Origin of the sequence: Pseudomonas fluorescens, assembly GCF_002022275.1 — a bacterium.
GTDB classification, from domain to species: Bacteria; Pseudomonadota; Gammaproteobacteria; order Pseudomonadales; family Pseudomonadaceae; genus Aquipseudomonas; species Aquipseudomonas fluorescens_AJ.
Genome location: NZ_MSDF01000052.1, coordinates 47,928 through 72,579, shown reverse-complemented (window position 1 = coordinate 72,579; position 24,652 = coordinate 47,928). Strand labels below are relative to the sequence as shown.

Annotated in this window: 21 protein-coding genes and 2 pseudogenes; 3 read left to right on the top strand and 20 right to left on the bottom strand. The window is 57.0% G+C overall.

Annotation, left to right across the window (positions count from 1 at the left end; translation table 11 throughout):
• Positions 1 to 58: 58 nt before the first annotated feature.
• The gene (locus BFW87_RS25445) at positions 59 to 553 is read right to left on the bottom strand and encodes a CS1 type fimbrial major subunit (protein WP_078742460.1); all 495 of its coding nucleotides are present in this window, start codon (positions 551 to 553) and stop codon (positions 59 to 61) included.
• Positions 554 to 646: 93 nt separating this feature from the next.
• The gene (locus BFW87_RS25440) at positions 647 to 1,249 is read right to left on the bottom strand and encodes a hypothetical protein (RefSeq protein ID WP_078742459.1); all 603 of its coding nucleotides are present in this window, start codon (positions 1,247 to 1,249) and stop codon (positions 647 to 649) included.
• A 228-nt stretch (positions 1,250 to 1,477) separates the two neighbouring features.
• Here BFW87_RS25440 and BFW87_RS25435 point away from each other — a divergent pair, with 228 nt between their 5' ends.
• Positions 1,478 to 1,906: a hypothetical protein gene (locus tag BFW87_RS25435; protein WP_078742458.1), complete on the top strand. Its 429-nt coding sequence runs from the start codon at positions 1,478 to 1,480 to the stop codon at positions 1,904 to 1,906.
• A 28-nt stretch (positions 1,907 to 1,934) separates the two neighbouring features.
• On the opposite strand, the gene BFW87_RS25430 is transcribed toward BFW87_RS25435, so the two are convergent.
• The 16 genes and pseudogenes from BFW87_RS25430 to BFW87_RS25355 form a co-directional block, all read right to left on the bottom strand.
• A complete protein-coding gene (locus tag BFW87_RS25430; protein ID WP_078742457.1) occupies positions 1,935 to 3,140 on the bottom strand; it encodes an MFS transporter in 1,206 nt (401 codons plus the stop codon).
• On the bottom strand, positions 3,130 to 5,469 hold the full coding sequence (locus BFW87_RS25425) for an ATP-binding protein (RefSeq protein WP_176159823.1): 2,340 nt from the start codon (positions 5,467 to 5,469) through the stop codon (positions 3,130 to 3,132). The genes BFW87_RS25430 and BFW87_RS25425 overlap by 11 nt, the downstream gene beginning before the upstream one ends.
• Positions 5,470 to 5,555: 86 nt before the next feature.
• Complete coding sequence (locus tag BFW87_RS25420; RefSeq protein WP_078742455.1) at positions 5,556 to 6,221, bottom strand: response regulator transcription factor; 666 nt, start codon at positions 6,219 to 6,221, stop codon at positions 5,556 to 5,558.
• Positions 6,222 to 6,349: 128 nt separating this feature from the next.
• Positions 6,350 to 7,726 (bottom strand): EAL domain-containing protein, encoded by a 1,377-nt coding sequence (locus BFW87_RS25415; protein ID WP_176159822.1) that lies wholly within the window; start codon positions 7,724 to 7,726, stop codon positions 6,350 to 6,352.
• 209 nt (positions 7,727 to 7,935) lie between these two features.
• Positions 7,936 to 9,066: a fimbrial protein gene (locus BFW87_RS25410; RefSeq protein ID WP_078742453.1), complete on the bottom strand. Its 1,131-nt coding sequence runs from the start codon at positions 9,064 to 9,066 to the stop codon at positions 7,936 to 7,938.
• 64 nt (positions 9,067 to 9,130) lie between these two features.
• The gene (locus BFW87_RS25405; RefSeq protein WP_078742452.1) at positions 9,131 to 10,270 is read right to left on the bottom strand and encodes a fimbrial protein; all 1,140 of its coding nucleotides are present in this window, start codon (positions 10,268 to 10,270) and stop codon (positions 9,131 to 9,133) included.
• A 53-nt stretch (positions 10,271 to 10,323) separates the two neighbouring features.
• Entirely contained in the window at positions 10,324 to 12,807 is a 2,484-nt protein-coding gene (locus tag BFW87_RS25400) for a fimbria/pilus outer membrane usher protein (RefSeq protein WP_078742451.1), read from the bottom strand.
• Positions 12,808 to 12,961: 154 nt separating this feature from the next.
• Complete coding sequence (locus BFW87_RS25395; protein WP_078742450.1) at positions 12,962 to 13,705, bottom strand: fimbrial biogenesis chaperone; 744 nt, start codon at positions 13,703 to 13,705, stop codon at positions 12,962 to 12,964.
• Between the two features lie 63 nt (positions 13,706 to 13,768).
• Positions 13,769 to 14,311 carry a fimbrial protein gene (locus tag BFW87_RS25390; RefSeq protein ID WP_078742449.1) on the bottom strand — a complete coding sequence of 181 codons (543 nt, stop codon included), beginning with the start codon at positions 14,309 to 14,311 and terminating at the stop codon, positions 13,769 to 13,771.
• A 314-nt stretch (positions 14,312 to 14,625) separates the two neighbouring features.
• Complete coding sequence (locus BFW87_RS25385) at positions 14,626 to 15,384, bottom strand: fimbrial protein (protein ID WP_254865947.1); 759 nt, start codon at positions 15,382 to 15,384, stop codon at positions 14,626 to 14,628.
• A 51-nt stretch (positions 15,385 to 15,435) separates the two neighbouring features.
• Positions 15,436 to 15,714 (bottom strand): M10 family metallopeptidase C-terminal domain-containing protein, encoded by a 279-nt coding sequence (locus BFW87_RS25380; protein WP_078742447.1) that lies wholly within the window; start codon positions 15,712 to 15,714, stop codon positions 15,436 to 15,438.
• Between the two features lie 431 nt (positions 15,715 to 16,145).
• Positions 16,146 to 16,364, bottom strand: a pseudogene (locus tag BFW87_RS25375) (xanthine dehydrogenase family protein molybdopterin-binding subunit); the annotation flags it as partial.
• Positions 16,365 to 16,638: 274 nt separating this feature from the next.
• Positions 16,639 to 17,089, bottom strand: a pseudogene (locus BFW87_RS25370) (TolC family protein); the annotation flags it as partial.
• A gap of 404 nt (positions 17,090 to 17,493) precedes the next feature.
• Complete coding sequence (locus BFW87_RS25365; RefSeq protein ID WP_176159821.1) at positions 17,494 to 17,739, bottom strand: Arc family DNA-binding protein; 246 nt, start codon at positions 17,737 to 17,739, stop codon at positions 17,494 to 17,496.
• Positions 17,740 to 18,027: 288 nt separating this feature from the next.
• On the bottom strand, positions 18,028 to 18,948 hold the full coding sequence (locus BFW87_RS25360) for an NADP-dependent oxidoreductase (protein ID WP_078742445.1): 921 nt from the start codon (positions 18,946 to 18,948) through the stop codon (positions 18,028 to 18,030).
• A gap of 20 nt (positions 18,949 to 18,968) precedes the next feature.
• Positions 18,969 to 19,409 carry an ester cyclase gene (locus BFW87_RS25355; protein WP_078742444.1) on the bottom strand — a complete coding sequence of 147 codons (441 nt, stop codon included), beginning with the start codon at positions 19,407 to 19,409 and terminating at the stop codon, positions 18,969 to 18,971.
• 91 nt (positions 19,410 to 19,500) lie between these two features.
• Between BFW87_RS25355 and BFW87_RS25350 the strand changes: the two genes are divergently transcribed.
• Positions 19,501 to 20,412 (top strand): LysR family transcriptional regulator, encoded by a 912-nt coding sequence (locus BFW87_RS25350; protein WP_078742443.1) that lies wholly within the window; start codon positions 19,501 to 19,503, stop codon positions 20,410 to 20,412.
• On the opposite strand, the gene BFW87_RS25345 is transcribed toward BFW87_RS25350, so the two are convergent.
• Both BFW87_RS25345 and BFW87_RS25340 read right to left on the bottom strand, forming a co-directional pair.
• Positions 20,384 to 21,721 (bottom strand): LLM class flavin-dependent oxidoreductase, encoded by a 1,338-nt coding sequence (locus tag BFW87_RS25345; RefSeq protein WP_078742442.1) that lies wholly within the window; start codon positions 21,719 to 21,721, stop codon positions 20,384 to 20,386. The two genes, BFW87_RS25350 and BFW87_RS25345, sit on opposite strands and share 29 nt — an antisense overlap.
• 23 nt (positions 21,722 to 21,744) lie before the next feature.
• Entirely contained in the window at positions 21,745 to 22,701 is a 957-nt protein-coding gene (locus tag BFW87_RS25340) for an ABC transporter substrate-binding protein (protein WP_078742441.1), read from the bottom strand.
• 398 nt (positions 22,702 to 23,099) lie between these two features.
• On the opposite strand from BFW87_RS25340, the gene BFW87_RS25335 reads away from it, so the two are divergent.
• A complete protein-coding gene (locus BFW87_RS25335; RefSeq protein WP_139372501.1) occupies positions 23,100 to 24,626 on the top strand; it encodes an efflux transporter outer membrane subunit in 1,527 nt (508 codons plus the stop codon).
• Positions 24,627 to 24,652 lie beyond the last annotated feature (26 nt).

Genomic DNA, 24,652 nt, shown 5'->3' with positions numbered 1-24,652 from the left:
CAGTCGATCTGCTTGAGTCACTGCTTAACCGGTGCGCGCGTTACCGCACCTATTTCAATCAAGGCGTAACAACAGCATCAAATGTCATGGCTACAGTGCCGGTGTAGTCACCTGGTACATAACCCGTTGCCGGTGCGGCTACTGGAGTGATTTCCAAATCAACACGGGTGCCCGGCAGTGCATCGGCTGCGCTAACTACCAGAATAGGCGTGGCGCTCAGTTTCACGTCATTGAACACAACATTCAGGTTGATCTTGGTATTGCCGTTGAACAGGTAGGCGTTAGGCTCATCAATACTGGCGCTGATTGAACCTGCGGTGTGCTTGACATCGAAGCTCTCAACGAGCGGTGTGAAGTTCGAGTTGGCAATGTTGTAAACCAGCACTTGTGGAGCGGTAACTACATCAGCGTTTACAGGCAGAACGTGAAAGCTGTTAGTTGGCACGTGCGCGGTCAGCTGAATGCTGTGGCTGGCTTCGCCGGCAGCGAATGCACCGGTAGAAGCCATAGCCAGGAATGCCATTGGAGCAGCGATAGCGAGTTTCTTAAACATGGTTAAAACACCGTTGGTTGGAAGAGAGCCTATAATGGCTGTTTGCCGCGCCGGTGAATTTAGGAGCTGTCTGAATTTCTAGGATTTTAGCGATTATTTAATATCTATCTTGCCCACGATTTCGACCTCTCCTTGTGGCAAAAACCTAACAAAGAGCAGACTTCCATAGTCAGGCTCACCCTCTTTACGATAACCCGCAGACTTGATCAAGTCGTTGATACAGGTACTGTGAGTCATCAACAAAAGACTTCTTTCGCTGTTCTTGTGCTCGGCCAATCGGCGGATGATGTCTTGCCCGCAAATCGTGTGCCGGCTGGGCAACTGCTTTGCGTCACCCAGCATGAATTGAGCGGTCTGAACCGTGCGCACCAGCGGGCTGGTAAGAATATCCACATTGTCCAAGCCGAGCTGCACCCTGATTTTTTCGCCTGTTTTAGTGGCCCGCTCGCTGCCCAACACGGTGATTCCATCGGCAGGCCCCAGGCATTTATTGCTCGATCGGTGACATCGCTCTTCATGCCTGACCAGCACGGCGAGGTCACCATTTTTCCAGTCCTGGATCAGCACTAAATCCTCTAGCCCACTATTTTTATTGAGATCCTGGATGGTTTCTTTTGCGAAACTCGCATAGGAAACAAACAACACGGCAAGCAACCCAACGCCCGCAATAATTTTTGGAACGGCACGAGCCAACATACTTACACCTTGTTTTATGATTTAGGTAGAACACTCATAAAGCCAAGCGTGGAGAGCGCCGAACACTTTGAAAATCGGACTGCTCCGATAAAATTGAAACCCGCGATCAATGATCGCCGATACCGCTAATTTTGGTTTTTTTCAGAGCACTCTTAAATACGAAAATAAATTAAATCGATAGGCTCGGCGGTGACTCATTTTTGACCCGGCGCCGGGAGGTATACAGCCATGATGAATAAACACTTGCGCATCTTGATTCTGGACAGTGTTCACGCACAATCCATGCAGGTGGAAAAGATGCTCAACACAATGGGTTACTACTGCATCGCCACAACTTCCACGCTCGAGGAAGGCGTCAAGTTAAGTTTCGCCGGAGTAAAAAGATTTGATTTACTGTTGGCCGCCGAACCCATATCAAGGCAACACCCTTGCCAGTTGGCAGCGTTTGAAAAATTTGAAATCAGTAACCTGTTTGTCTACAGCTGCCCCTCCAACAGTCTTGAGTTGCAGTGGTCGGTCACCGGAGAAGGTTGTTATAGAAACGGAATGCCCGAGTACACAGAGCTTGAACAATTCATGACTCGCCTGGTGCCGGCCCCCGCAGACTTTCGTCACACCACGCGCGACTGGCGGCTGACGTGCCGAGATGAGTATTGAACTGTTCGATTCCTCACCTGAAGTTCAGCTAAGTTCTGCGCAGCGTCCTCTGTCGCGCAGGCAATTGTGTTGCGAGTGCCGCAGCAATCAACGCGCTGCCTGACATCAACACTAAGCCCGCCACCGCGTATCCCATTGCTTGTTCTGCTATCTGACACAGATTATTGGACAAAATGGTAGGCGTAATCAGGCAGGTGAAAAAAAGGCCCATCACGGGGGGGCGCTGGGCAGCCACTACCGAATCGATCATCTGTAAAAGCAACGAAACCGTAGCAATGCCCCCCAAGGCTATGCCCAACAGGATGGAAAGCGTGACATGGGCGAACGTGTACTCCCAACTCATGGTGAAAATGCAAAACGACAGAATACCTGTCAGCGCAAACGAGGCGATCAGCGCACTGCGGGCACCGTATCTTCTGAGTACCGATGCACCATAGAAGGCGAACAAATTGCCAAAGCCATACGCGCTGACTGCTAATTGCCCAAACTGCCAGCTGAAGCCACCTTCTTCACGGATGTGGAACAGGTAGTTATCACGGAAGCTGGAAACGCACAGACTCAACAACACGGTCATTAACCCCAACAGCAACACCCGACGTGACCATATCGAACTGGCTGGTGGTGGTTGCACCGGCTGAATGTTCCAGCGCTGGGGCAGCACCGCCTCACTGAACCAGGGTTTTACGAAAACGAAAATGGCTATCGCCAAGGGCAGACCTGCCAGACCGAACGCGATAAGGGTGCCTTGCCAATCCGTGACTTCGCCGATAATAGTGCCCAGATTCACGCCAATTAAAGCGCCTGCCCCCATGAAGAAGATCACGGCCGCGACCACGTTTGCTCGGTGGCGCGGGAAGCAATTGATGCCAATCGTCAAAATGGCCAGACAATGCAATGCGACCCCTGCGCCGACGACCAGCCGCACAGCAAACATGCTTTGGAAATCCAGGACGTACGCAGTCGCCGATGTCGCCAATGAGGCCATCAACAGACCCGTGATGGCCAACCCTTTACGGTTGGCGATTCGAACCAGATAACCTGCCCCTAAACTCGCCACCCCCAAGCCCAGCTGGACGGCTTCCGAAGCCATTTGCACTTGCGTGTGCGTGAGCCCGAGGTCGTGTCGAATACCGCTGGCGAATACCCAAAAAATACGCCGATCCATAGAAACCAGCAGGCACGACGCGCCCAGTAGCGCGAACATCCACAGTGCTGCCGAATACTTATCTTTCATGGTTGGATGCCGAGAGCGCCAGATCAACTTGACGCCACTGCTGCATGATTTCCCGCAAGTGCGCACAGCAATGGGGTTCGTCCATCGGTATGTTGGCGCGCAGCAGGCTTTCAAATTTTTGCGCGGCCAATGCCAGGTCCACCCACCCCATAGAAAGTGCTGCACCGTGAAGCCGATGGGCTCTGTGCAACGCAAGCTCAGCATTACTCTGAATCACCGCCTCCAGCAGATGAAGCAAGTCTTCAAGCATCGACTCGCGGATCTGGTGCAGGTCCAGGCTGACCACGCTGGGGGGCACGGCCTGCTTTTGCGCAACCACTACGTCACACCAGAGTTCAATGGTCGACTTCAACTTGGCCAACTGGATGGGCTTACTGAGCACGCCATCCATATCAACCTCAAAGCAGCGTTCGGCATGGTCATGCCCAGTGGACGCAGAGATCGCAATAATCGGGCAACGCCGGCGTCCGTGGTCGGTTTCAAGGGCGCGTAGCTCAGTGGCCACCGTGTAGCCGTCCTTGTCCGGTAAATCGCAGTCCAGCAGCACCAGGTCAAACACCTGCTGTTGAAATTGCAACACGGCTTGAGCAGCATCGGGAGCGAGTGCCGCTGTGAATCCAAACTGATGGAGCTGCGCCAGCAACACCTCCTGGTTGGCGCGGGCATCCTCTACGACCAGGATGCGCAGGTTGGCAGGTGGCTCGCCCGCCACAGGCGCGACAACCTCGGATGAGATGAGGGCCGCGGGTGCGAGCTGCGTGACCGCGCCGACCTCGGTCGCCGGCGGCGCCGTCAGTTGCGCGTGCAGTGAGAGCCCCATCACCGTGCCCTCGCCTACTTCACTGGTGAGCGACAGAGTGCCGTCCATCAGCTCGGCCAACTCTCGACATATCACCAGGCCAAGCCCGGTGCCGCCGGATCGTTTGTAGGAGTGTTCGGCCTGTGAATACGGCGTGAACAGGCGCTCCTGGAGGTGCGCGGAAATACCGATACCGGTATCGACTACCTCAATATCAAGCGTCTTCAAGCCTGGGACATCGGTATCGCTTACCACCACTTTCACCTGCACCGAACCGTATTCAGTGAATTTGATCGCATTGGAAATCAGGTTATGCAGGATCTGAGTCACCCTCCCCTCATCCAGCATCAAATACTCAACCGAGTCGGGCACTTGCAGGATCAAGTCGATGCCTTTGGTCAGGGCTCGCAGCCCGTAAAGCGCAACGGCCTCTCTGGCCAGCGCTGCAGGATCTACAGGCTCAAGCTCCAGGCGCAGTTGCTCGGCGTCAAGCCGGGACAGATCCAGCACATCATCCAGAAGTGCCAGCAGCGTATTGGCCCCGCTGCTGGCCAGCGATGAGAGATGGCGCTGGTCATAATCGAGCCGGGTCAGTGACAGTAGCTCCACGGCCGCCAGGACCGCGTTCATGGGCGACCGAATTTCATGGCTCATCACCGCGAGGAACTTTGCTTTCTCACGTTCACTGCGCACCGCCCGACGACGTTGGCGGTGGGTCTGATGGACCAGCCCCAGCAATACTGCAAGCAATAGCACTGCCAGAGTGACTTCGTGCAGATGGTCGTCAAGAATCGAATTGGAATCTGTCGCAGCGCCATATCCCGAGGCGACCAGCCAATGCTCGTTCATACGGTAGGCGCGCTCTAGAGATATGGACTTCAAGGTCTTTTGCAGTACGGAAAGCAGCATCGTCTGGTCATCACGCACCGCCATGCTGATCTCGGAAGTCATCGATGAGATCACCCCGGATAACTGCAGCACACCTTCGAATTTAGAGCCGAAATACGGGATCAGGTAAGTCTCGGTGCCGAGTGCTGCATCCGCATCCCCCTCCTCGACCAGCCTCAAGGCTTCCAGCGCTGAATCACTTTTTATGAGGCTGATATTCTTGACGTTGTCCTTCAAGATGGACTCGAAAGGCCCCTTGGCTGCGATCACCACTCGCTTGCCTTCCAGTTGGGTCAGATCAAATATCAAAGGCGTTTTAGCCCGTGCGATCACGACAGCAGCGCTGACATGGTAGGGATCAGTCAAGGCGAGGCCCTGAATCTTCAACGTCGGGCCGATGCTGCGCATCGTCGAGATCATGTCCACTTTGCCCTGCTGCAATAGCGCGATACGCGCACTGCCACCATTTGTCAGTACATAACTGAAGGTGATGCCCAGCTCTTTTGAGATCGCATTGAGATATTCGACCGACAGCCCCGAAAGCTGGGAGCCTTGCATGTACTCCAGCGCACCAAAACCCTCCATGACCGCAACGCGCAGCACCGGATGCTCAGTAATCCAGGCGCGTTCGGCGTCGGTCAATTGGAGCGTTCCGCCCAACTCATCGGCATGCGCGCCAGCGTGAAACGAGGTGAAAACCAGCACAACCAGGGTGAGCCAAACACGCCTCATGGCGAGCCAAGGGTTTCTTTGAGTTTGAACAGACCATTATTGGAGGTCACGCCCAACTTTCGAAATGCAGCGGTTTTCTGGGTGCTGATTGTCTTGATACTGCGGTTGAATTTTTCGGCAATTTCCGAGACCGTCATCCCAGCCAGGTAGCAGCGAATGACTTCCTGCTCCCGCGCAGACAGTGACGCGGCCTGCAATGCATCAAGCGGCTCGTCCTCGGGCTGCACGCTTGTTTGCGTGGTGGCTTCGGCGACGCTGTACGACATCTCGGCGCTCAAATAAACCGTACCGGAGGCAACGGCGTGAATGGCGCGAACAAGATCCGGCAGCTCTTCACCCTTTCCGACAAAACCGCGTGCGCCCACCCGCAACGCAAGCGCCACGGTGGAGGGATCATGGTGTGCAGACAACACCAAAATGCGGCAGTCAGGGAATTTGGTGCGCACCGCTCGAATCAACGATACGCCGTCGAGTTCATCCGGACCCAAGGCGTAATCAAGCAACAACAGATCCGCCGGTGCTCTTTGCATCCCAGCCATCAGCTCGCGAGTAGTGCCGTAGGTGCCGACCAATTCAAACAGTGGCTCTTTGCTAAGGTGGGCAGAAAGACCATGGCGAATAATCGCGTGGTCGTCCAGGAGCGCAATACGAAGGCGTTTCATAATTTGGCTATACCAAGCTCGCGAAAGAGCATGATTGCAGGGATATGACTGGAAGAAGATTAGTCAGTTTTTCGGCTCCACGTAGGAATTTCACGTGGCCCGAACCAAAAGTGCTCAAGGCGGGTACATCAGAATTCTCTCAACGCACCTGGCTCCAGGCTGACAGGTGGCGGTGACAGGTTCGATTGCTTTTCGGCAGTCAGCCTGTTCAAGAAATCCGACACCTCCATTGGCCGGGAGAGTACAAAGCCTTGGCCGTAGGAACATCCAAGCCTGCGCAACAGTATCCTGCATGAGTCCGTTTCAATGCCCTCAGCAACTACCGTCATGTTCAAGCGCCGCGCCAGCGCGAGTGTGGTCGCAATAACCCGACGCGCGGTAGGTTTGGTGTCTAGGTCGCGAATCAGCGCGCCGTCTATTTTTACTTCATCGAAAGGCATGCGAGCTATTTGGCGCAGCGTCGCTGAGCCTGAGCCAAAATCGTCAAGCGACACCCCAAAACCTCGAGCTTTAAGCGCGTTAAGCGCGGCCGACAGACACAGTTCGTCCATCACCGGGATGTCTTCGGTGAGTTCAATCTTCAGCAAGTGATTGGGTAAACCCGAGCGCATCATCCGATCAGCCAAGCGCGCCGAGAACCCTGCAGTGCAGAGGGTATCGACCGAGGCATTGACGGAGATAGGCATCTGCATATGCATGCTTTGCAAGGAACACAACACCTCAAGCACCCGGGCCTTCACAAAACTGAACAGCAGCAGATGCAAGCCTAACTTATTCACCAACGGGATCAGTACCGCGGGTGAAATGTCGCCATGCTCAGGATGACGCCAGCGGACCAATGCTTCAGCAGCAACCATCTCCCCGCTGCGCAAATCATGCTGTGGCTGGAACACCACGCGCAGCCCCTCCCCCGTCGCGAGCGCAATGATCACATCATCCTCACTCGGTACATCATTCCTGGCGGGCAGCGGCCGATTGGCTATCTTTGGCATCGCCAACAGCGCCTCCAACGCATTGCCTACGGCCCGGGCATCAAAGGAATACAGGGTTGTTGCGACAAAACCGGCGGCGCACGCCAGTTGAGCGTGAGCATCAAGTGCCTTGACGGAAATACCCTCGCCCCGGTTGACGGGTGAGGTACGCCGAAAAGTGGATACCGAGTGATGCTCCGAGAGCTCAGTGAACGGCAGTAACGGTTCAACTTCTGCCAACCAGAGAATGCGCGGAGACTGCAAGCTGCACGCCGATCCATAGTGCAACTTTAATGCGCTGGGCAACATCAACCCATCGTTACTGTTCGGGCGAATCTCGGTCACCAGCACATCTACCTGCGTTTGACTGAGTTGCAGGCTTAGGTCCTGCAGCCCGGACACGACACTCAGTTGATGGATGCCCAAAGAACGCAATATTGATAACAAACGCGCCGCCCGTGGAACATCAGATTCCACCACCGTGACGCGCAGGCGCTCAAGTTCACAGGGCCCGCAGGCAACGATTGAATTCACGATAATTTTCCAGGAGTTATATGCCCGGCTACTGTAATCAATGCTGCCAGTGCTCGACATAGGATCAGGACTAAAAACGCAGCCTTCGAACCCGGCAGTAGGCTTTGTGTAGGAGTGAGAATAGGGTGGGCCGTTGTCATGCAGCGTGATCGGTATTTTTTAAACTCAGACGGCTCCTAGCCGCGTTCAATTTGGCAGCTCGCGCTGTTCTATTGGTAGATAAGGGTGTACGTCGCCACCGCGTTGGCGCTACCTGGTGTGACCGTACTTGCAGTTTGTAAATAACGCGCGGAGAGCCCAATGCTGAAAGAACGAGTGCTCGCGGTGAAGGCAGTGCCGAGCGGCCTGGCCTGGGACAGTGGCAGTAACGAGCCTGTTGCATACAGTATCTGGACACCCACTCCAGTCGCCACGCCTGTACCAGGTGTCAATCCCAGTACGCCGTTAGGCGCATCTATCGCTGCGTAGACAGGGTCGACTCGCAGGCTCACGGTGTTGGGGACCCGCGTGCCGGTACTGGTCACGGATGACTGGGAAGCTGCGGGATATGATGCGGCGGTGTTACCGAAATAGCCGGGAAACCCCGGGCAATCCGTAATATTGAGGATAAAATCTACGCGAGGGCTGCCCGAGCCTACGCCTGTGAGCGTGGACGTCTTGTGACTACCCAAGGGTACTGTGACGTTCGGGGTCGTGCAGGTCATGGCAACCACATTGATAGTGCCCGTGACCCCGACAGCGGCGGTACTGTAGGCCGGGCTATCCGCAACACTGGTGGATAAGACCATTCTGCCCAATTCGCTTCCCCGGACAGTACCCGTGCCAACCGGACCCGTCTTGATCAAGACCACTGCGGCATTAGTAAGGAATTTAATCGGTAGAGTTTGACAGATATTGTTTCCGACTCGACCGCAACCGTTAGGCGTCACGCCTGCCACCACTTCGGCCCCAACAGCCCGGACGCCTATTGCTCCGCTGAACCAACTGACGCCGATACCAGGTACGCCCGTGTCATAAACCTTGCCCGCATACGTTCCGGAGTTGAAATCCACTTTGCGGCCTAAACCGGTAACACTGTAATTACCCGTCATCGCGGCGTTTTCGATACCGCACTGCCAAGTTGGTCCCTGGCCTGCCTGATGAAATTCCTGCACGTAAAGCACAGTACCGACGGGCGCATCTCGAGGCGCAGACAAGCTGTTGATATTAAGCGCCATCGTGCCATTAAACGCGGGCACTCCGGTAATGTTGCCACAGCCCACTGCAGCGCTTGCAGTTTGGTGGCCGCTCAACAGGAGCAACCCCGAAACCAATAAACCAGTGGGCGTGGCCATGTTCATAATAGTGCCTCAGTGATGACTTACCTTAATACTGTGGTGCGCACTGCTTCGCCAGGCGCGTTCGTTACTGATAAATAAGCGTGTAATTCACCACGGCATTGGCACTTCCGGCCGTGACGGTACTTGTTGATTGTAAGTAACGGGCAGCAAGGCTGATCACAAACCCGGTGGTAGAGGTTGTGGGTGAAATAGCCAGCACACGATTCTGGGCGAGTGGTTGCACGGCGCCCCCTTCACGCAATAGCTGCACGCCGATGCCCGTCGCCACACCCGTACCGGGTGTCAGACTGAATACGCCGTTGGCAGCGTCAATGGCGGTGTAGACCGGGTCCACCCGGAAGCTGACGGTATTGGGGACTCGCGTCCCGGCGTTGGTCGGCCCTGATTGAGAGGCTGCCGGTGTTGCCGCAGTTGTGGTTCCACCGTAGTAACCGGGAAAACCCGGGCAGTTCGTGATGTTGAGGTTAAACGGCACCTGGGGTGACGCCGAACCCACCCCTGTGAATGTAGAGGTTCTGTGAGTGCCCATAGGGACTGTGACGTTCGGCGTTGTACAGGTTTGGCTGACCACGTTGATAGCGCCGGTTACTCCAACTTCCGTCATGACGGGGATGTTCTCCCCGGGAATGCTCAGGCTGAACTGCAATCGTCCCAAATCAGCAGCTCGGACAGTGCCAGAGCCCACCGGGCCAGTCTTTATCAATGCCACCCTCGTACGATTAGTCAGTGTCAGCCTTTGGGATTGACAGATATCACTTTGAGTTCCGCTCCCTGCGTTCCTGACAAACGGACAATTGGAACCCGCTGGTCGGTTTATCCGCGTGCCGCCTACATAGTTCCACCCATTGAACCAACTAACGCCAATGCCCGGAACAGACGTTGCGTACACTTGACTTTCAAACGGCGCAGCAGTGAAGCCAGTATTCGCCAGCAAGCCAATCACATTAAAATAGATGGTCACCGGTGGAGCGTCATTTCGGTCCAGCGCCCGACAGGTAATAAGCCCGCCTTCACCGGCTTGGTGAAATTCCTGACGGTGAAGCACCGTACCATTGGGTGCGTCTCGCGGCACAGTGAGACTGCTGATATTCAATGCCATATTATAGTTCTGGGCTACCGGCGCTAGACAGAACGCCGAAGCCCCCTGAGAAACCATCAAATAACCCAGCGCTATCAACGCTCCGGCGATGACTTTACTCCTCATACTGTTATCCCTTCAGCTCGAAAAAAAAGCGGTTACTTTGCTGTTTCAACATCTCATCGCCCGGCGCTCTTGTTCACGCTGTTCTCATCGACATCAGTCAGTCTCGTGTCGTCCAGGCAGATCGCGTTGGCCTTGAACAACGGCCCCTGTTCTTTAACCTCAGGTACTTTGACGGTGCAGGCCTGATCATCTTGGCCGCCCCAACTGACGTGCAGACGGTGCGTGCCCTCCTTGACCCGTGCATACAACTGCCCACCCTGCCCTACGGTCCCTGCGGAGTTGCCGGCGTCATCGACCACCTTGGCGCCAAACGGTAACGGACTCTGGTCCTTCAACCGCACGTTCAACAACAATGCGTCACCGCGCACGGTGGCGAACTCCACCGACACGACCGCACCGGCACGTGGTGCTATTTGCTGGCTGGTCTCGCTCAGTTCGACTCCGTCCGCGATGCCTTCAGGGTCAATGGCAATTTCATTGCGTTGATAAGGCTGCAAGTAACTGACGACCGCCGTCCCTTTTCCATCAAGCCTTAACCCTGGATACCCCACCACTTTTGCACCGGCCGCGCCGGGGGCGTTGATTACCGCCATGGTTTCACCGCTATGCGGCGTCAGTGTCACTCCGTTCGGGTGAGCGACAAGGGTGCCGCCTCCGCCCACTGAGGCACTGGTGTAGCCGTCACCCTGACTCAGGCTGCCGTTGACGCGCATTTTTGAACCCTGGTATTGGCCGTCGATTGAGGTGCTGGTGGAGCCGCCCATACCCTCGCGGCCTGCGGTCAGGCTGTAACCATACTCATGGTCTTCGCCGGCGCTGCCACTTACGGATGCCTGTTGGTTGTAATAACCCTGGCTGTCTCGTCCCATCCGCGCCGACAATTGCGGAACGTTGGCAGATGAACCGAACTCCAGGGGCATGCTCATCGTGAACAACAGGCTGTTGTCCATATCGCCGAGACCGACACGACTGCGGCTGACGTTGACGCCATAACTGACGCGGCCCAAACGGTTGCTGTAACCCATCTGGTACTGCACGTCCTGCCCCGGTTGATTCCAGTAGTTCTGGGTAAAGCCACTCAGCGACAGATGCCCCCAATTATCAAGGCTCTGGTCGATGCTCAACGTCAGACGATTGCGCGGTCGACCGAAGGTTGTCGTGTCTGTTCCGGTGTTGTCGGCATCCCGAAAGAGCAGCGCATTGTTGAAGTCCAGGTAACCACTGGTGGAGAACCTGTAGGCCGCCAGTGAGAAGTTACTGCCGGTACTTTGGATGTTTTTGCTGTAGGACAAGCGAACGCTTTGCCCCTGCTCGGCTCCGGCCGCGAGCTCCGTACGCGCCTGAGTCAGGTCAATGGCCAATGCCCCAATCGGGGTACCGAATGCCACGCCGCCGAGCATCGCTGCGTAACCGTCACTCAACTGAGCGCCGGTGAAGCCGGTGAACGCGTTAGTCAGACCTCGTTGGTAGGTGCCTTGTATGAGTGGGGCTTCTTCGTCGATGTAATTATTGCGTGTCTCGCCCGCCGTCAAGCTGAAACGCGATGTGCCTGGGCGCAACAATTGACTGACCGAAGCATAGGGCACGATAAACCGCTGCTCGGTACCATCCGCCTCGAGTACCGTGACTTGCAGATCGCCGCCATAGCCCGTGGCGTACAAATCGTCGATGGCAAAAGCACCCGGCGACACCGTGGTTTGCTGAATCAGATTACCGCCCTGACTGATGGAAACGCGTGCGTTGGTGCGAGCGATGCCGCGCACCACGGGGGCGTACCCGCGCAGTGCATCGGGCAGCATGCGGTCGTCGCTGGCCACTTCAACGCCACGATACGCCAGGGTGTCGAAGATCTCCCCCGTGGTGTTGGCCTCACCCACGGTCAGCTGGCTTTTCAAACCGGTCAGGTCACGTTGAGCAAAGGTATTGATCTGCTGGTACTTGCCGCCGTTCTGGGTTTGCCAACTGAACGAGCCGTTGTGCCGCAAGCGCCAGTCACCCACGTTGAGCCCGGCTCTGAGCCCCATGTAAGCCGAATCATACTGCCCGGTTTGGGACTTGCTGCGGTTGGCGTTGAAGTCATAACCAAGCATCGCCGAGCCGACGCCGCGATCCCACAACTGCGGGTTCACATAGCCCCGCGCGTTACGGCGCATGGCGATCTGGGGAATACTGAAATCCAATTGCTGGGTGTCGGTAGAGAAATAAGCGGTCGCACCGTCGATCACTTCACTGATGACCGGGCATTCACCCTCTTGCTCCAATGTAGCGAGTGCCGTAGACGACAAGGTCGCGACGTCTACGCCCACCAGATCGAGCAGACGAGTGTTCACACACACTCTGGGGTGCTTGCCCTGCTTGTCGGAAACGATGCGAACATCCTGGCGCCCGTTGAGGCTCGAGTTCACCAAGATATCAGCCCGGTATTCGCCGGACATGACCGGGTTGCCACTCTGATACAACGCGAGGTCAATCCCGCTGGAGCCCTCAGGCAGAAAGGCATTGTTGAACTGCACTTCTTCCGCCAGTGCGTGGGGCATCAGTAACACGCTAGAGATCAAGGTAACTCGCCCCACCCAAACTCTGGACAGGCCGGTGTACGCGCAAGGGGCAACCCTGCGGCAGATGCGCAGATCAGAAAGCGGGCTCATAATTTACCTGAACAACTGAAGAAGAAAGTAGCTGAGGCGTAAGCTATGGCGTAACGGGTTTGCGAACAGGGACTAAGGCGCCGTAATCATTGATAGCGCTGTATTCAACTTGGGCCCCTGCAGCCGGCATGGACTTCATGTCAGGTAGCGCAAACAACTGCGTCTGCCCTGGCGCAACCATGCCTGATTCACTGGATACTCTTTGCCCACCGGCAACGAGCGTTAAATCACTTTGTGATACGTGAAAAGCAGTTGGATTAAACGCTTGCAGTGCGAACGTTCCGTTTTGCTGAGCGACCACTTTCCATTGAAGCGCTTCTATGGATGCCGTAGGCGTGCCTGGCAAATTGGCCGGCCGATAAAACAGCTTGATCCTTGATCTAAATGCCATCTGCAACATGTTCTGATCGTCGTCTGCTGCGGCTTTCACAGGAATTTCGAGGACGTTAAGCCAGAACACCGACTCTTTGTCGCCTGGCAATGACGCACCGGTAAACATCAGGCGCAGGCTCTGCCCCTTGGCGGGATCAACACGCGATACCGGTGGAGAAATTACAAACGGCGCTGACGAATTACTGGGTGTGGAAGCCGCGTCCCCTTCGTCAATCCACGACTGAACAAGTACGGGCTGGGTGCCTTCGTTGTTAATTTTTACGGTGACTTCTTTTTTGTCCGCCGGGTACACCACACGGGTACCTGTAATCACCACGGAAGACATCGCCTGGGAACAACCCAACAACGCAGCCATGAAAACCGCATAACGAAACCAGGCTTTTTGGCCCTGCATACTCTTCCCTCCCGGCACTGTCAGCGCACCGCACAGTGTGCCGATGCGCCGACAGTTCAGTGTTTACTGATAGTTGAGCGAGTAAGTAACCGAACTGACAACAGTACCTGCGGTCGGTACGCCGGTAGCAACGTAACGCACCGAGTAAGGCAGGGTAGCGGCACCGGCTGTCACCGTGGTACGGGCGGTGTTTGCGACTTGCGTGGCAGCACCGGCCTGGATGATTTCGCCGTCAGAGTCGAGCAACTGAAGTTGCACGTTGTTGGCGGTGCCAGTGCTGCGCAGGTTACGGGTAGTTGGGTCGACACCTGGGCCGGCCTCGAAGAATGCCGCAGCGCTGGCAATGACGTTGGCGCCAGTAGAGCAGCCGGTCAACGCAATGGTGAAGGTAGTCGCACCACCCGTCGCACCTGCGGTGGCCAGCGACGTAGTAGCGATTCGCGGCAAGGCAACAGTGCTTACAGCGGTGGTGGAGCCGTTAACCCGTGCGGTACAGGTTTGAGCAGTCAACTCGCCCGTGAAGTTGATCGTACCATCGGTAGCGTGGGCAACCGACATGGCAAGGGTGGTAGTCAGTGCTGCGAAAGCGAGTAAGGTGCGGTTCATAAGTTGCCTTTTTAAAATCGAAACATCAGTTAAGAAAATGCCCAAAGGGCTACTTTTTTATCGCGCTGCATAATCAAACCAACCCTTGCTACGGCTCGCTAAACTGCGACTTGCCAGAAGCAAATGGATCGTCCAGCCGTCGAATCAGCGATCTGTTCGCTATTAAAGCTTCAACTGCCGTACGAGCAGTAATTATAAGAAAGCTCTGCACAGGTATCTTTAGGAGCTGTCCGAAAAATAACGAGTGCATTCGTTATTTCGAGAAACGATAGTGCCAGCTCCCCTGAATCACTCCAGATGCGCCAGCAGCCCATTTATTGATAATTGATCGCGTAGGTAACCGAACCCACTACCGCACCGGCAGTAGCAGCAGCGCTGGCAAAGTATTCAACGGAATAACGCAGCACTGCCGCACCGTCAGTGAGCGGGGTCCGCGCATTGTTAGTTTGAGTGGCACTGCCAGCCCGGAGCGTATTGCCCGCAGCGTTCCGCAACCGGAGCTGCACGTTTGTGGCGGCGCCGGCAGTAGCGGTATTTCTAATGTTAAACGTAGTCGGGTCGACACCTGGCCCTGCTTCAAAGTTGACAGCTGCGGTGGCGATTGAATCGTCACAGTTGCTAAGCTCAATTGTGAAATTTGTGGCACCTGCAATAGTGCCCGCAAATGCCAGCGAACTTGCAGCGACCCTCGGCAAAGCGATAGACGTTACGTTAGCAACACCATTTACGCTGGAGGTGCACGTGGGCGCCGTCAAAGCGCCGGTGAAGTTGAGAGTACCGTCACTGGCCTGGGCGACTGACACAGCGAGTATGGACGTCAGCGCAGTAACAGCGAGTAAGGTTCGATTCATAAGCCGCCTTTTTAAATAAACATCGATTAGGGAGACCCCGAAGGAGTTGTTCTTGCCCTGTATTTCTAAACGTTCGCGTTGCTTGAAATCGTTTAATAGCGAATGGCCAATGCAGACGACTGGTAAAGGCACCGAACCAGCAACTCGCGCGCGCAAGACAAAAAAATTGTGCGCGCGGGCGCAAAAACAGTCTTTAGGAGTGATCCGAAAAGCATCAACCAACGCATTTCCGAAGGGCAGCGGTACAAAAACTCCACCGCCTTTATTGTCAGATCACACGAACAGATCGGTAGAGATCGACTGACCGACAGTCGTGACCTGGAAATCATTCTGCCCGGAGAAATTAAGCGAAAAAGAACCTGCGCTGATCGAGTTGGAATTCACCAGCGCGGGTCCGATATTGATATTGAATGCACCGACAGACTGCTGCCCTGCCCCTTGGGTGATGCCACTGACGTCGATCTTGTCGAGGCCGCCGATATTGATGGAGACCTGACTTACGCCAACCGACTGAGCTGACGAAGCAGGCACGTAGATAGAAGTTTGAGTCACTGCCGCTCTTTCGTAAGACCCTGCATCAGCCCCTTGCTTGAACGCTACAGGGGACTGACCATTCACCACGATATTGCCAGTCTTAGTGCCAACATCGTATTTATAATTTGATATTTTAAACTGGCCACTATTACCCACCTGGACAATAGAGCTTGCGCTTGGACCACAGACAAGATTAAAAATAACTACTCCCTAATATTCTGCGACCGATGTGTGCCTACGCGCGGAGCATTATGGCGACGCTCAACTAAGGAGGTAGTTTGGAACGCTCTGAAAAGTAACGTTGCCAGCCGATTTTTCGCACTGCCTCTATTACCCGGCAAAAAAATCGCCCCATTGGGTAATGCCGATCAGTTAGAGATAGCACGAATAACCGATAACCTTTGGCGAGGGAGCTTGTTCCCGCTGGACTGCGTAGCAGTCCCATTTTTCAGGGCCGCTTCGCGCCCCTTGGGCAACGTTCGCCCCCAGCCGGCGGCTTTCGCTGCGACTTGCAGCACGCCGCGCAGCCGAGCAATATCGATGGGATAACGTTCCGGAGATTCACCATGGTTCGCCTGATCACCCAAAGCCCTTGGATCAATCTGCCGAGCCGGCCCCAATAGTTTGCGTTGGTAGCTGAGCGGATCCTGGCGACCAGCGGTTTCATCCGTGATTGGGACAGATACGGCAAGGAGTACGAGGCTTCAAGCACAGAGTCCGAGGCTTCTATCGCTCGCTCGAACGTACCGTTGTTGCGTACCACCTTGCCCGGCCTCAGTGTTGCCTGCTGCAACTCGTTGCCAAAGCGCCAGCGGCTTCAGCCAATGCGCCGTACCCAGGCTCACGACCGCTGGACGGGTGAACAACCTTGTGCAACTGCGCATGGCACTCGCCGACCGGGCGCTTGATCAACACGCCCGAACATCAACGCTGTGGGTACAGTTATTGACTGACGGTGCCTCCACTAAAGGCCGCATCCACGCTTGCCAGTTCGTCTGCCTTCAGGATCCCGGCGTAGTAATGCAATTGAGTCCACGCCATCAGATAGTCGTAACGCGCCCGGGGCCAGTCTCGTCGCGTGGTGTAAAGCTGTTGTTCGGCATTGAGTACGTCAAGGTTGACCCGCTCGCCCCCCAGCACGCTCTGTTGGGTCGACACCACCAGGGCTTCGGCGGACTTGAGGGCTTTTTGATAAGCACGCAGCTTGCTCACGCCTGACAGGCAGTCGTTGAATTGACGACGCAGTTGAATCAGCGTCTTGCGGGTCTTGCCTTCCAGCTCATATTCGGCTTGCTCCAGGTTCCGGCTGGCCTGACGGGTTGAAGCCGATACTCCGCCCCCCCGCGTACAACGGCACGCTGACTTCGATGCCAATGGTGTTTGTGTCGTAACGAGACTCTGCTTCAGGATATCGGCACGGGTGCCCTCGCCAACAACTATAACGATTTGAATGCACCATTTTTCAAAGTAACTATCGCCTGCCAAAAGCGACAAACACCTCTGTAAGCAATGCAACCTTCTTCAAGAAAAAGAAGCATCACAAGGATAACAACCTCCTGCCTATCGCTCACCGAAAGCGCGTACTTTGCCGTACTTATTTAATTGCGCCAACCTTTCAGGACGACATTCAACAACTCACTCTATTTATAGGCATAGAACAATGCCGGGCCACCAGGTCGCGCAATCCCTGCGCGGTAAAGAACCTGGCGACCCTGCACAATCTCAGCTTATGTTTGAATGCAGCTGCTGTATTTAGGACTGATCTGAAAATCACGCATGCTGAAAACTAAACGCTGACTATCTGCAAGCGGCCAGCTCTTGCTGCAGACACTCAATTTGGTTTTCGAGCGTAGAAATGTGCTCAAACAATATGGCGTTGAGTTTAGCGTCAGCAGGCACTGATCGCCTTGCTGCAAAAGAGTCCTCAAGCCTCCCGACAATTTCATTGTTCATGCTTCGCCGGTCGACCTTTGCCGTGTTCTTTATTTTCGCGTGAAGTTCACTTGGAAGACGGACGATAAACGCCTCGAGATTGTTAGGCATGGGGGCTCTAGCTGTTCTAAAAAGAAATATCATATGAACATCTCACGCCGATATCTTTAAGAACACGCTGAAAAACCGCCCATCTGAATCCGAAGAGAGACATGAACGCTGCGTGCCTGAACCCCCACGCAGCGAGCGCAGAACTTGGCTGAGCACTTTCACGAGCATTTCCCCCCCAAAAGGTATGCTCCGCATTTAATTACGACTACTGACACCGGGGTGCCAGCCCGGCGACAATCCCACCAGGCTGGTCTGAGCCGATTTGGCACGGCTTGCGATTCGCCGGAATCAGTGACCGGTTCGAATGATCACTTTGCCACTGGCATGCCCCGTGGCGACTTTCTCCAGGGCGCTGCGCGTCTCGCCCAGCGCAAAGATCGAGTCAGTGATGATTTGCAACTGCCCCGCATTGAACTGCTGCACGGCCGCTTGCAGATACGGGGTCGCCGAGGCGAAGAACACGAAGGTGCCCGCGCGCCCTTCGCGAGGTTCGATGCCGAACTCCACCAGGGACGCAATACGCCCGCCTTCGCGCAGCACCGACCAGGAGTTTTCCAATGTATCGCCGCCTAACGTGTCGAGGACCAGGTCGATGTCGCGCAGCGTGGTAAATGCCTGGCTGCGGTAATCGATGACCTCATCTGCCCCCAGGCTCTTGACCCGTTCAAGGTTGCGTTCCGACGCCGTGGCAATGACATGGGCGCCCGCCAGGTGAGCCAACTGAACGGCCATGCTGCCCACGCCACCGGCGCCCGCATGGATCAACACGCGCTCACCGCGTTTCAACTGCCCGACATCAAACAACGCCTGCAGCGCGGTGCCGAACGTTGTGGGCAGCGCCGCCGCTTGCTCAAAACTCATGGAGGGCGCCAGCACGCACAGGTCGGCGGCGGCGATCAACAGGTGCTGGGCAAACGCGCCGCCTGAACTCGGCGCGCTACGGCCAAACACCCGATCACCCGGTTTAAGGTGGCTGACCCGTACGCCGACGCTGCTGACCACGCCACTGAAATCGGTGCCGGGAACGTAGGGCAGTTGTACCGGGAAAACCGGTTGCATATACCCGGCGATCATCTTCAGATCCAGCGGGTTAACGCTGGCGGCCTCGATGCGCACAACGGCCTCGTCAGCCCCCGGCAGCCCCGGGCTGAAGGGGGTAAGCGTAACGACCTCAGGGCCGCCGAACAGGTTAATGGTTGCTGCTTTCATGGTAAGCCTCACGCGAAGATTCAAGGTTGGGCAGGAAATTGACCCAGTTGCAGAAACAGGCCGAACCAGTCTTCCATGTGCCACGTGGTGGTGATGCGTTGGCCATCCAGCGTATGGAACTCGTGCAGACGGAAGCTGACCTGTTTGCCGGTCGCAGCAATGCCGAAGAACTCACCCAGATGGGTGCCGGTGATTTCAGCGCGAACAGCGATCTGGCCAGGCACCTGAATCAGGTCACGGATGGTGATTTTCACATCCGGGAATGCCTCCCCAAAGCTGCGGATAATCGGTTTGATCCCCTCTGGCCCCGGCCCTTGTCCGGGCGCCAGTGGAATATCGTCCCAGGCAGCGGCCAATACGCTGTCGACAAGGTCCGGGTTCTTGTCGCTGAAGGCGCGGTAGAGGGTTTCCACGGCCAGGCGTTCGGTGTGCAGGCGGGTCGTCAGTTCATCGGGGGTCATGGCGCATCTCTCGTCGTTGGGTATGACGCGAGTGTGGGGAGTGCGCTAACATCCGTAAAACAAATTAACGATATGAGTGTTTATTTGATTTATGGATTTTCATGGCATTGATTTGAACCTGCTGGCGGCGTTCAACGCGTTGATGACCGAACGCAACGTCACACGCGCGGCTGTTCAGGTGGGTGTCAGCCAACCGGCGATGAGCGCGGCACTCTCCCGGCTGCGCACATTGGTGGGTGACCCGCTGTTTCTGCGCAGCGCCGAAGGCCTGCTGCCGACGCCGCGAGCACGTGAACTGGCCCAGCCGATCGAGTTGGCGCTGCGCCAAATCGAAAACGCGCTGGTGACCAAACCCGGATTTATCCCCGCCGAAGCGGTACTCACATTGAACCTGGGCCTGGCGGATTATCCCGCCTTTGTCCTGCTGCCCAAGCTCCTGCAAGCGCTGCAAGACCAGGCGCCGGGGCTGGTCGTCAATGTGCACGCCTTCAATGGTCGCGATCATGCCGTCGATCTGCTCGACGCCGGCGTGATCGACGCGGCCATTGGCGTACTGCCGAGCCATCAAGACGGGCGGATTCTGACGCGGCCGGTCCTGCGCGACACGTTTGTCACGCTGTTGGCCCACGACCACCCCGCAGCACGGCGCGGGATGGATCTGGCGACTTACCTTGCGCTGTCCCATGTGCTGGTTTCTCCCGAAGGCGACCGGCACGGCCTGGTGGATCAGGCACTGGCCCAGTCCGGTCAACAGCGCACGGTGGCGCTGACGTTGCCGCACATGTTTGCGGTGCCGGCGATCATCGCCTCGTCCAGAATGACCGCCACTGTTCTGAAACGCGTGGCCCTCAGTTCACCGATTGGCGCCAAGCTGGCGTTGTTTCCACCCCCCGTGGCGTTGCCAGAGATCGTTTTCCACTTGATCTGGCACCGTCGGGGCAACGAGAACCCGGCTCAGCACTGGTTCAGGGCGCTTATCGAGTCAGTGGGTGCCGGGCTGTAAACGTCGGAATCTGCAGGCCCAGACTCTCACGCAGCGTTGTGCCTTCATAGGCCGTGCGGTAGACACCGCGTTCCTGCAACAACGGAATGACCTCCTGTGTGAAACGACTGAACTGCTGCGGGTGCCCAATATAGATATTGAAGCCATCCACGGCCCGCGCCTCGAACCAATCCGCGATTTTCTGCGCGACCGTATCAGCCGTTCCCACAAACGCGCCCGGGCGCAGTTGTCGGCCGAACTCTACGGCCTGGCGCAGCGTGAAACCCTTTTCACGCGCCTGGTCGGCAATGCGTTTGGCGGCCGTGAAGAAACTGCTGCGCGCGGCCTCCAGGCTTTCCTGAGGAAACGGCGCATCCAGGTCGTACCGGCTGAAATCATGCCAGCCGAAATTACGCCCGAACTCTTTCAGCGCCAGCTCAAAACTATGGTCGGCCTGGTGGTAGTACTGCTCGATTTCCCGTGCATGTGCGTCGGTATCGCCCACGTAGATTTCCGCACCGGGCATCACCAGCAGTTGCTCCGGGTTGCGGCCATGTTGCGCTGCCCTGCCCTTTATATCCCGATAAAACGCTTGGCCCTGCTCGATGCTGGCGGCGTGGGTGAAGATCACATCGGCGGTGGCAGCACCCAGGTCGCGGCCTTGCTCCGAGTCACCGGCCTGGAAAATCACCGGCTGGCCTTGAGGTGAGCGCTGGATGTTGAGCGGGCCGACCACGGAAAAATGTTCACCCTTGTGGTTCAAGCTGTGCAGCTTGCTCGGGTCGAGGAACTGGCCCGTGGCCCGGTCGCGCACGAAGGCATCTTCCTCGTAGGAGTTCCACAAGCCCTGCACCACTTCGACATGTTCGGCGGCGCGGCCATAGCGGGTGTCGTAGTCATAATGTTCGTCGCGGCTGTAATTGCCGGCAGTGCCGGCATCGCCGCTGGTCACCACGTTCCAGCCGGCGCGGCCTTTGCTGATCAGGTCGAGTGAGGCCAGGCGGCGCGCGACGTTATAGGGCGAGTTGTAGGAAGTCGTCAGCGTGCCCACCAACCCCAGACGCCGCGTGCTCACGGCGAGCGCCGACAGCAGCGTCAAGGGTTCCAGGCGGTTGAGGTAATGCGAGGGCGAACCCGGCGTGATGAACTGGCTATCGACGATAAATATCAGGTCGAACAGCGCCGCCTCGGCCTGGCGGGCAATGTCGATGTACCAGTCGACGTTGACGCTGGCATCGGCAGGCAACTCGGGGTCAAGCCACAGGTTGTGGCGGCCCGGGCCTCCGCAGCCCATCGTCAGGGCGCCAAGTTTGAGCTGTCTTTTGGTCATTTGTGCAGGATTCCTTCTAGCGTTCAGGGCTGGGTTTTGGCGACGGCAGGCTGCAAGGACGCGGCAAATGAAGCGTCAAACAGCGTGGCTGCCGAGTAAGACTTGACCAGGCCTTGGCTGGCAAAAAAGTCCACGGTCTTCTGCGCCTCTACAGGCGACTGCTCCGTCACGGGCTCCACCGTGGCACGTGCCCGGGCAAACCAGGCACGGGCGATGTCGGCATCTGCGCGAGCCCGTTTGGCCCATGCATCGGCATAGGCGTCGGTGTTCGCCGGACTTTGGCGCGTCCAGTCACGGGCTTTTTTCAGGCGCTGAAGAAAGTCACTGATTTGCGCCCGTTTGGTGTCGACGGCCTTGCTGCTGGCCGCCACAAAACTCTGGGCCGGGATCAAGCCTTCAGCCGTCGCCAGCACCCGCGCGCCCTGGCGTTCCTGCTGGGTCACATAGGGCTCCCAGGTGGCGATCACGTCAACCGAGCCGCCTTCCAGCGCGTGGGAAGCATCCAGTGCGCTGAGGTAGCGCAGCTCCACGGCGTCTTTTGGCACACCGGCCTTATCCAGCGCAGTCAGCAACAGTTGCTGGCTCCACGAGCCTTTCCAGATGGCTGCGCGTTTGCCCGCAAGGTCTGCCAGGCTGTGGATCGGCGAGTCCTTGCTCACCAGAATGGCCACGCCGTCGAGGTTCTGTCGGCTGATCGCAATCACCTTGATCGGCGCGCCGAGTGCGCCCAGAAACAGCACAGGCGCGTCCCCGAGCAGGCCGATATCCAGGCTGTTAACGTTAAGCGCTTCGGCGACCGGCGAGCCGGCGGTGAATTGCTTCCATTCAAGCTGATAAGGCAGGTCATCCAGCACGCCCGCAGCCTCCATAACCGCCTGGGCGTTATAGCTTTGGTCGCCCACCACCAGCGTTTGCGCATTCGCAGTCAGGCACATCAAGGTGGCAGCCAGCCCGGCCGCCAGTTTTGTCAGGTAACGCACGCTCGTCTCCAGATGCCGGTTCAGGCATTGCAAGTCGATCCGCGCGCGCGGTCTCGGCATTTTTGTAGGCTGGATACGATGAGGGCTTTGTCACGCCGTGTAAAATACTGATTGCGCATAACCTAATTCTTTAATAATGCGCAGAATGCATTATTTGAAAAGTACATTAAGTTCGCACGCACCGCGTTGACATTGCGCAGTGCCAAGCACAACCTACACTGATCTGAACCCGGCCGCCGCAGCGGTCCGGCCTGGGAATACCTGCACGTTTTGCTCAACCACAAAAGCAGTCAACCTGCTGATTAATCAGAGTAAATATGAAAGAGCAGACTCGGCAGCGTGTATCAGGATCGAGACAGGTCGCTTACCTTCATTGCTTGTTGCAACACTCCCGGCTTATGGCTCCCCTCAGTGTGCTGTGCATTGCGCTCGCCGGTTGCACCGTGGGGCCCGATTTTGCACGCCCGCAAACACCGGCGAATGCCGATTTTTCAAAAGAAAAACTCACTGCCACTTCCCGTGCCGACATCGACACCGGTGGCGCGGCTCAGCAGTTGGTCGCCGGGATGGATATCCCGGGGCAATGGTGGACGCTGTTCCGCTCGCCGCCCCTGAACGCCCTGGTGGAAGAAGCCTTGCGGGCCAACCCGGATGTCAGCGCTGCGCAAGCTGCATTGCGCCAGGCCAATGAGCTGGTGTACGCCGATCAGGCGTCGCTGTTTCCGTCGGTCAACGCCAACGCGTCGAAAACCCGCGAGAAAGTCTCGGGGGCTGAAACCGGCCTGCCGTCATCGCCCATCCTGACCGTGAGTTCTGCGTCGCTGAGCGTGTCCTACGCCCCGGACGTGTTCGGCGGCACACGCCGGCAGATCGAGTCCTCCACGCAACAAGCCGAGTACGAGCGCTTCCAGCTGGAAGCCACCTACCTCACCCTGACCGCCAATGTGGTCAACACCGCGATCAGCCTCGCGTCCTTGCGCGACCAGGTGGTTGCCACCGAGGAAATCATCCGGCTGCAGAGCGGCCAGCTGGACCTGTTGCAAGCGCAGCGGCGGCTGGGCGCCATCGCCGACACCGACGTCCTGACCCAGCAGACCGCACTCGCGCAAACCCGCGCCACCTTGCCGCCGCTGCAAAAACAGTTGGCGCAGACTCGTAACCAATTGATGGCCTACCTTGGCCGGTTTCCCAATCAGGACCGTGGCGAGGCGTTCAACCTGGCGTCCCTGCGCCTGCCGGAAACGTTGCCGGTCAGCCTGCCTTCGGCCATCGTCGACCAGCGGCCGGATGTGCGATCTGCGCAAGCGCAACTGCATCAAGCCAGCGCGAACATTGGTGTGGCCGTGGCCAATCAGTTGCCGCAGTTCAGCATTACCGGTTCACTGGGCTCAACGGCGGTGGCTGGCACCAAGCTGTTTTCCTCCGGCACCGGCGTCTGGAGCCTGGCAGGCGCAATCGCCCAACCGATCTTTGATGCAGGCGCCCTCGAACATCGCAAACGCGCAGCCGTGGCGGCTTATGACCAGTCGGCCGCGCTGTATCGCGGCACCGTCATCACCGCTTTCCAGGATGTCGCCAATGCATTGCGCGCCCTGCAAGCGGATGCCGACGCACTCAATCAGCAGGTGCTGGCCGAACGCTCCGCGCAAGCCAGCCTGGACCTGGTGCAGGCCCAGTTCAAGCTCGGCGCCGTGGCGTATATCAACCTGCTCACCGCCCAACAGACCTACCAGAACACCGTGTTGACGCGCGTCAGGGCGCAGGCCGCCCGCTACAGCGACACCACTGCGCTGTTCCAGGCGCTGGGTGGCGGTTGGTGGAACCGCACCGACGTGGATCCCGCCACCCAGGGCAGCCCTGATCGTTTCGGCCTGCCGTCATGGCACGAGATCATGCCGGACAGAAACGCGGCGCAACTGAACTGACTCATTGAAACAGCGAGAACCTCCAT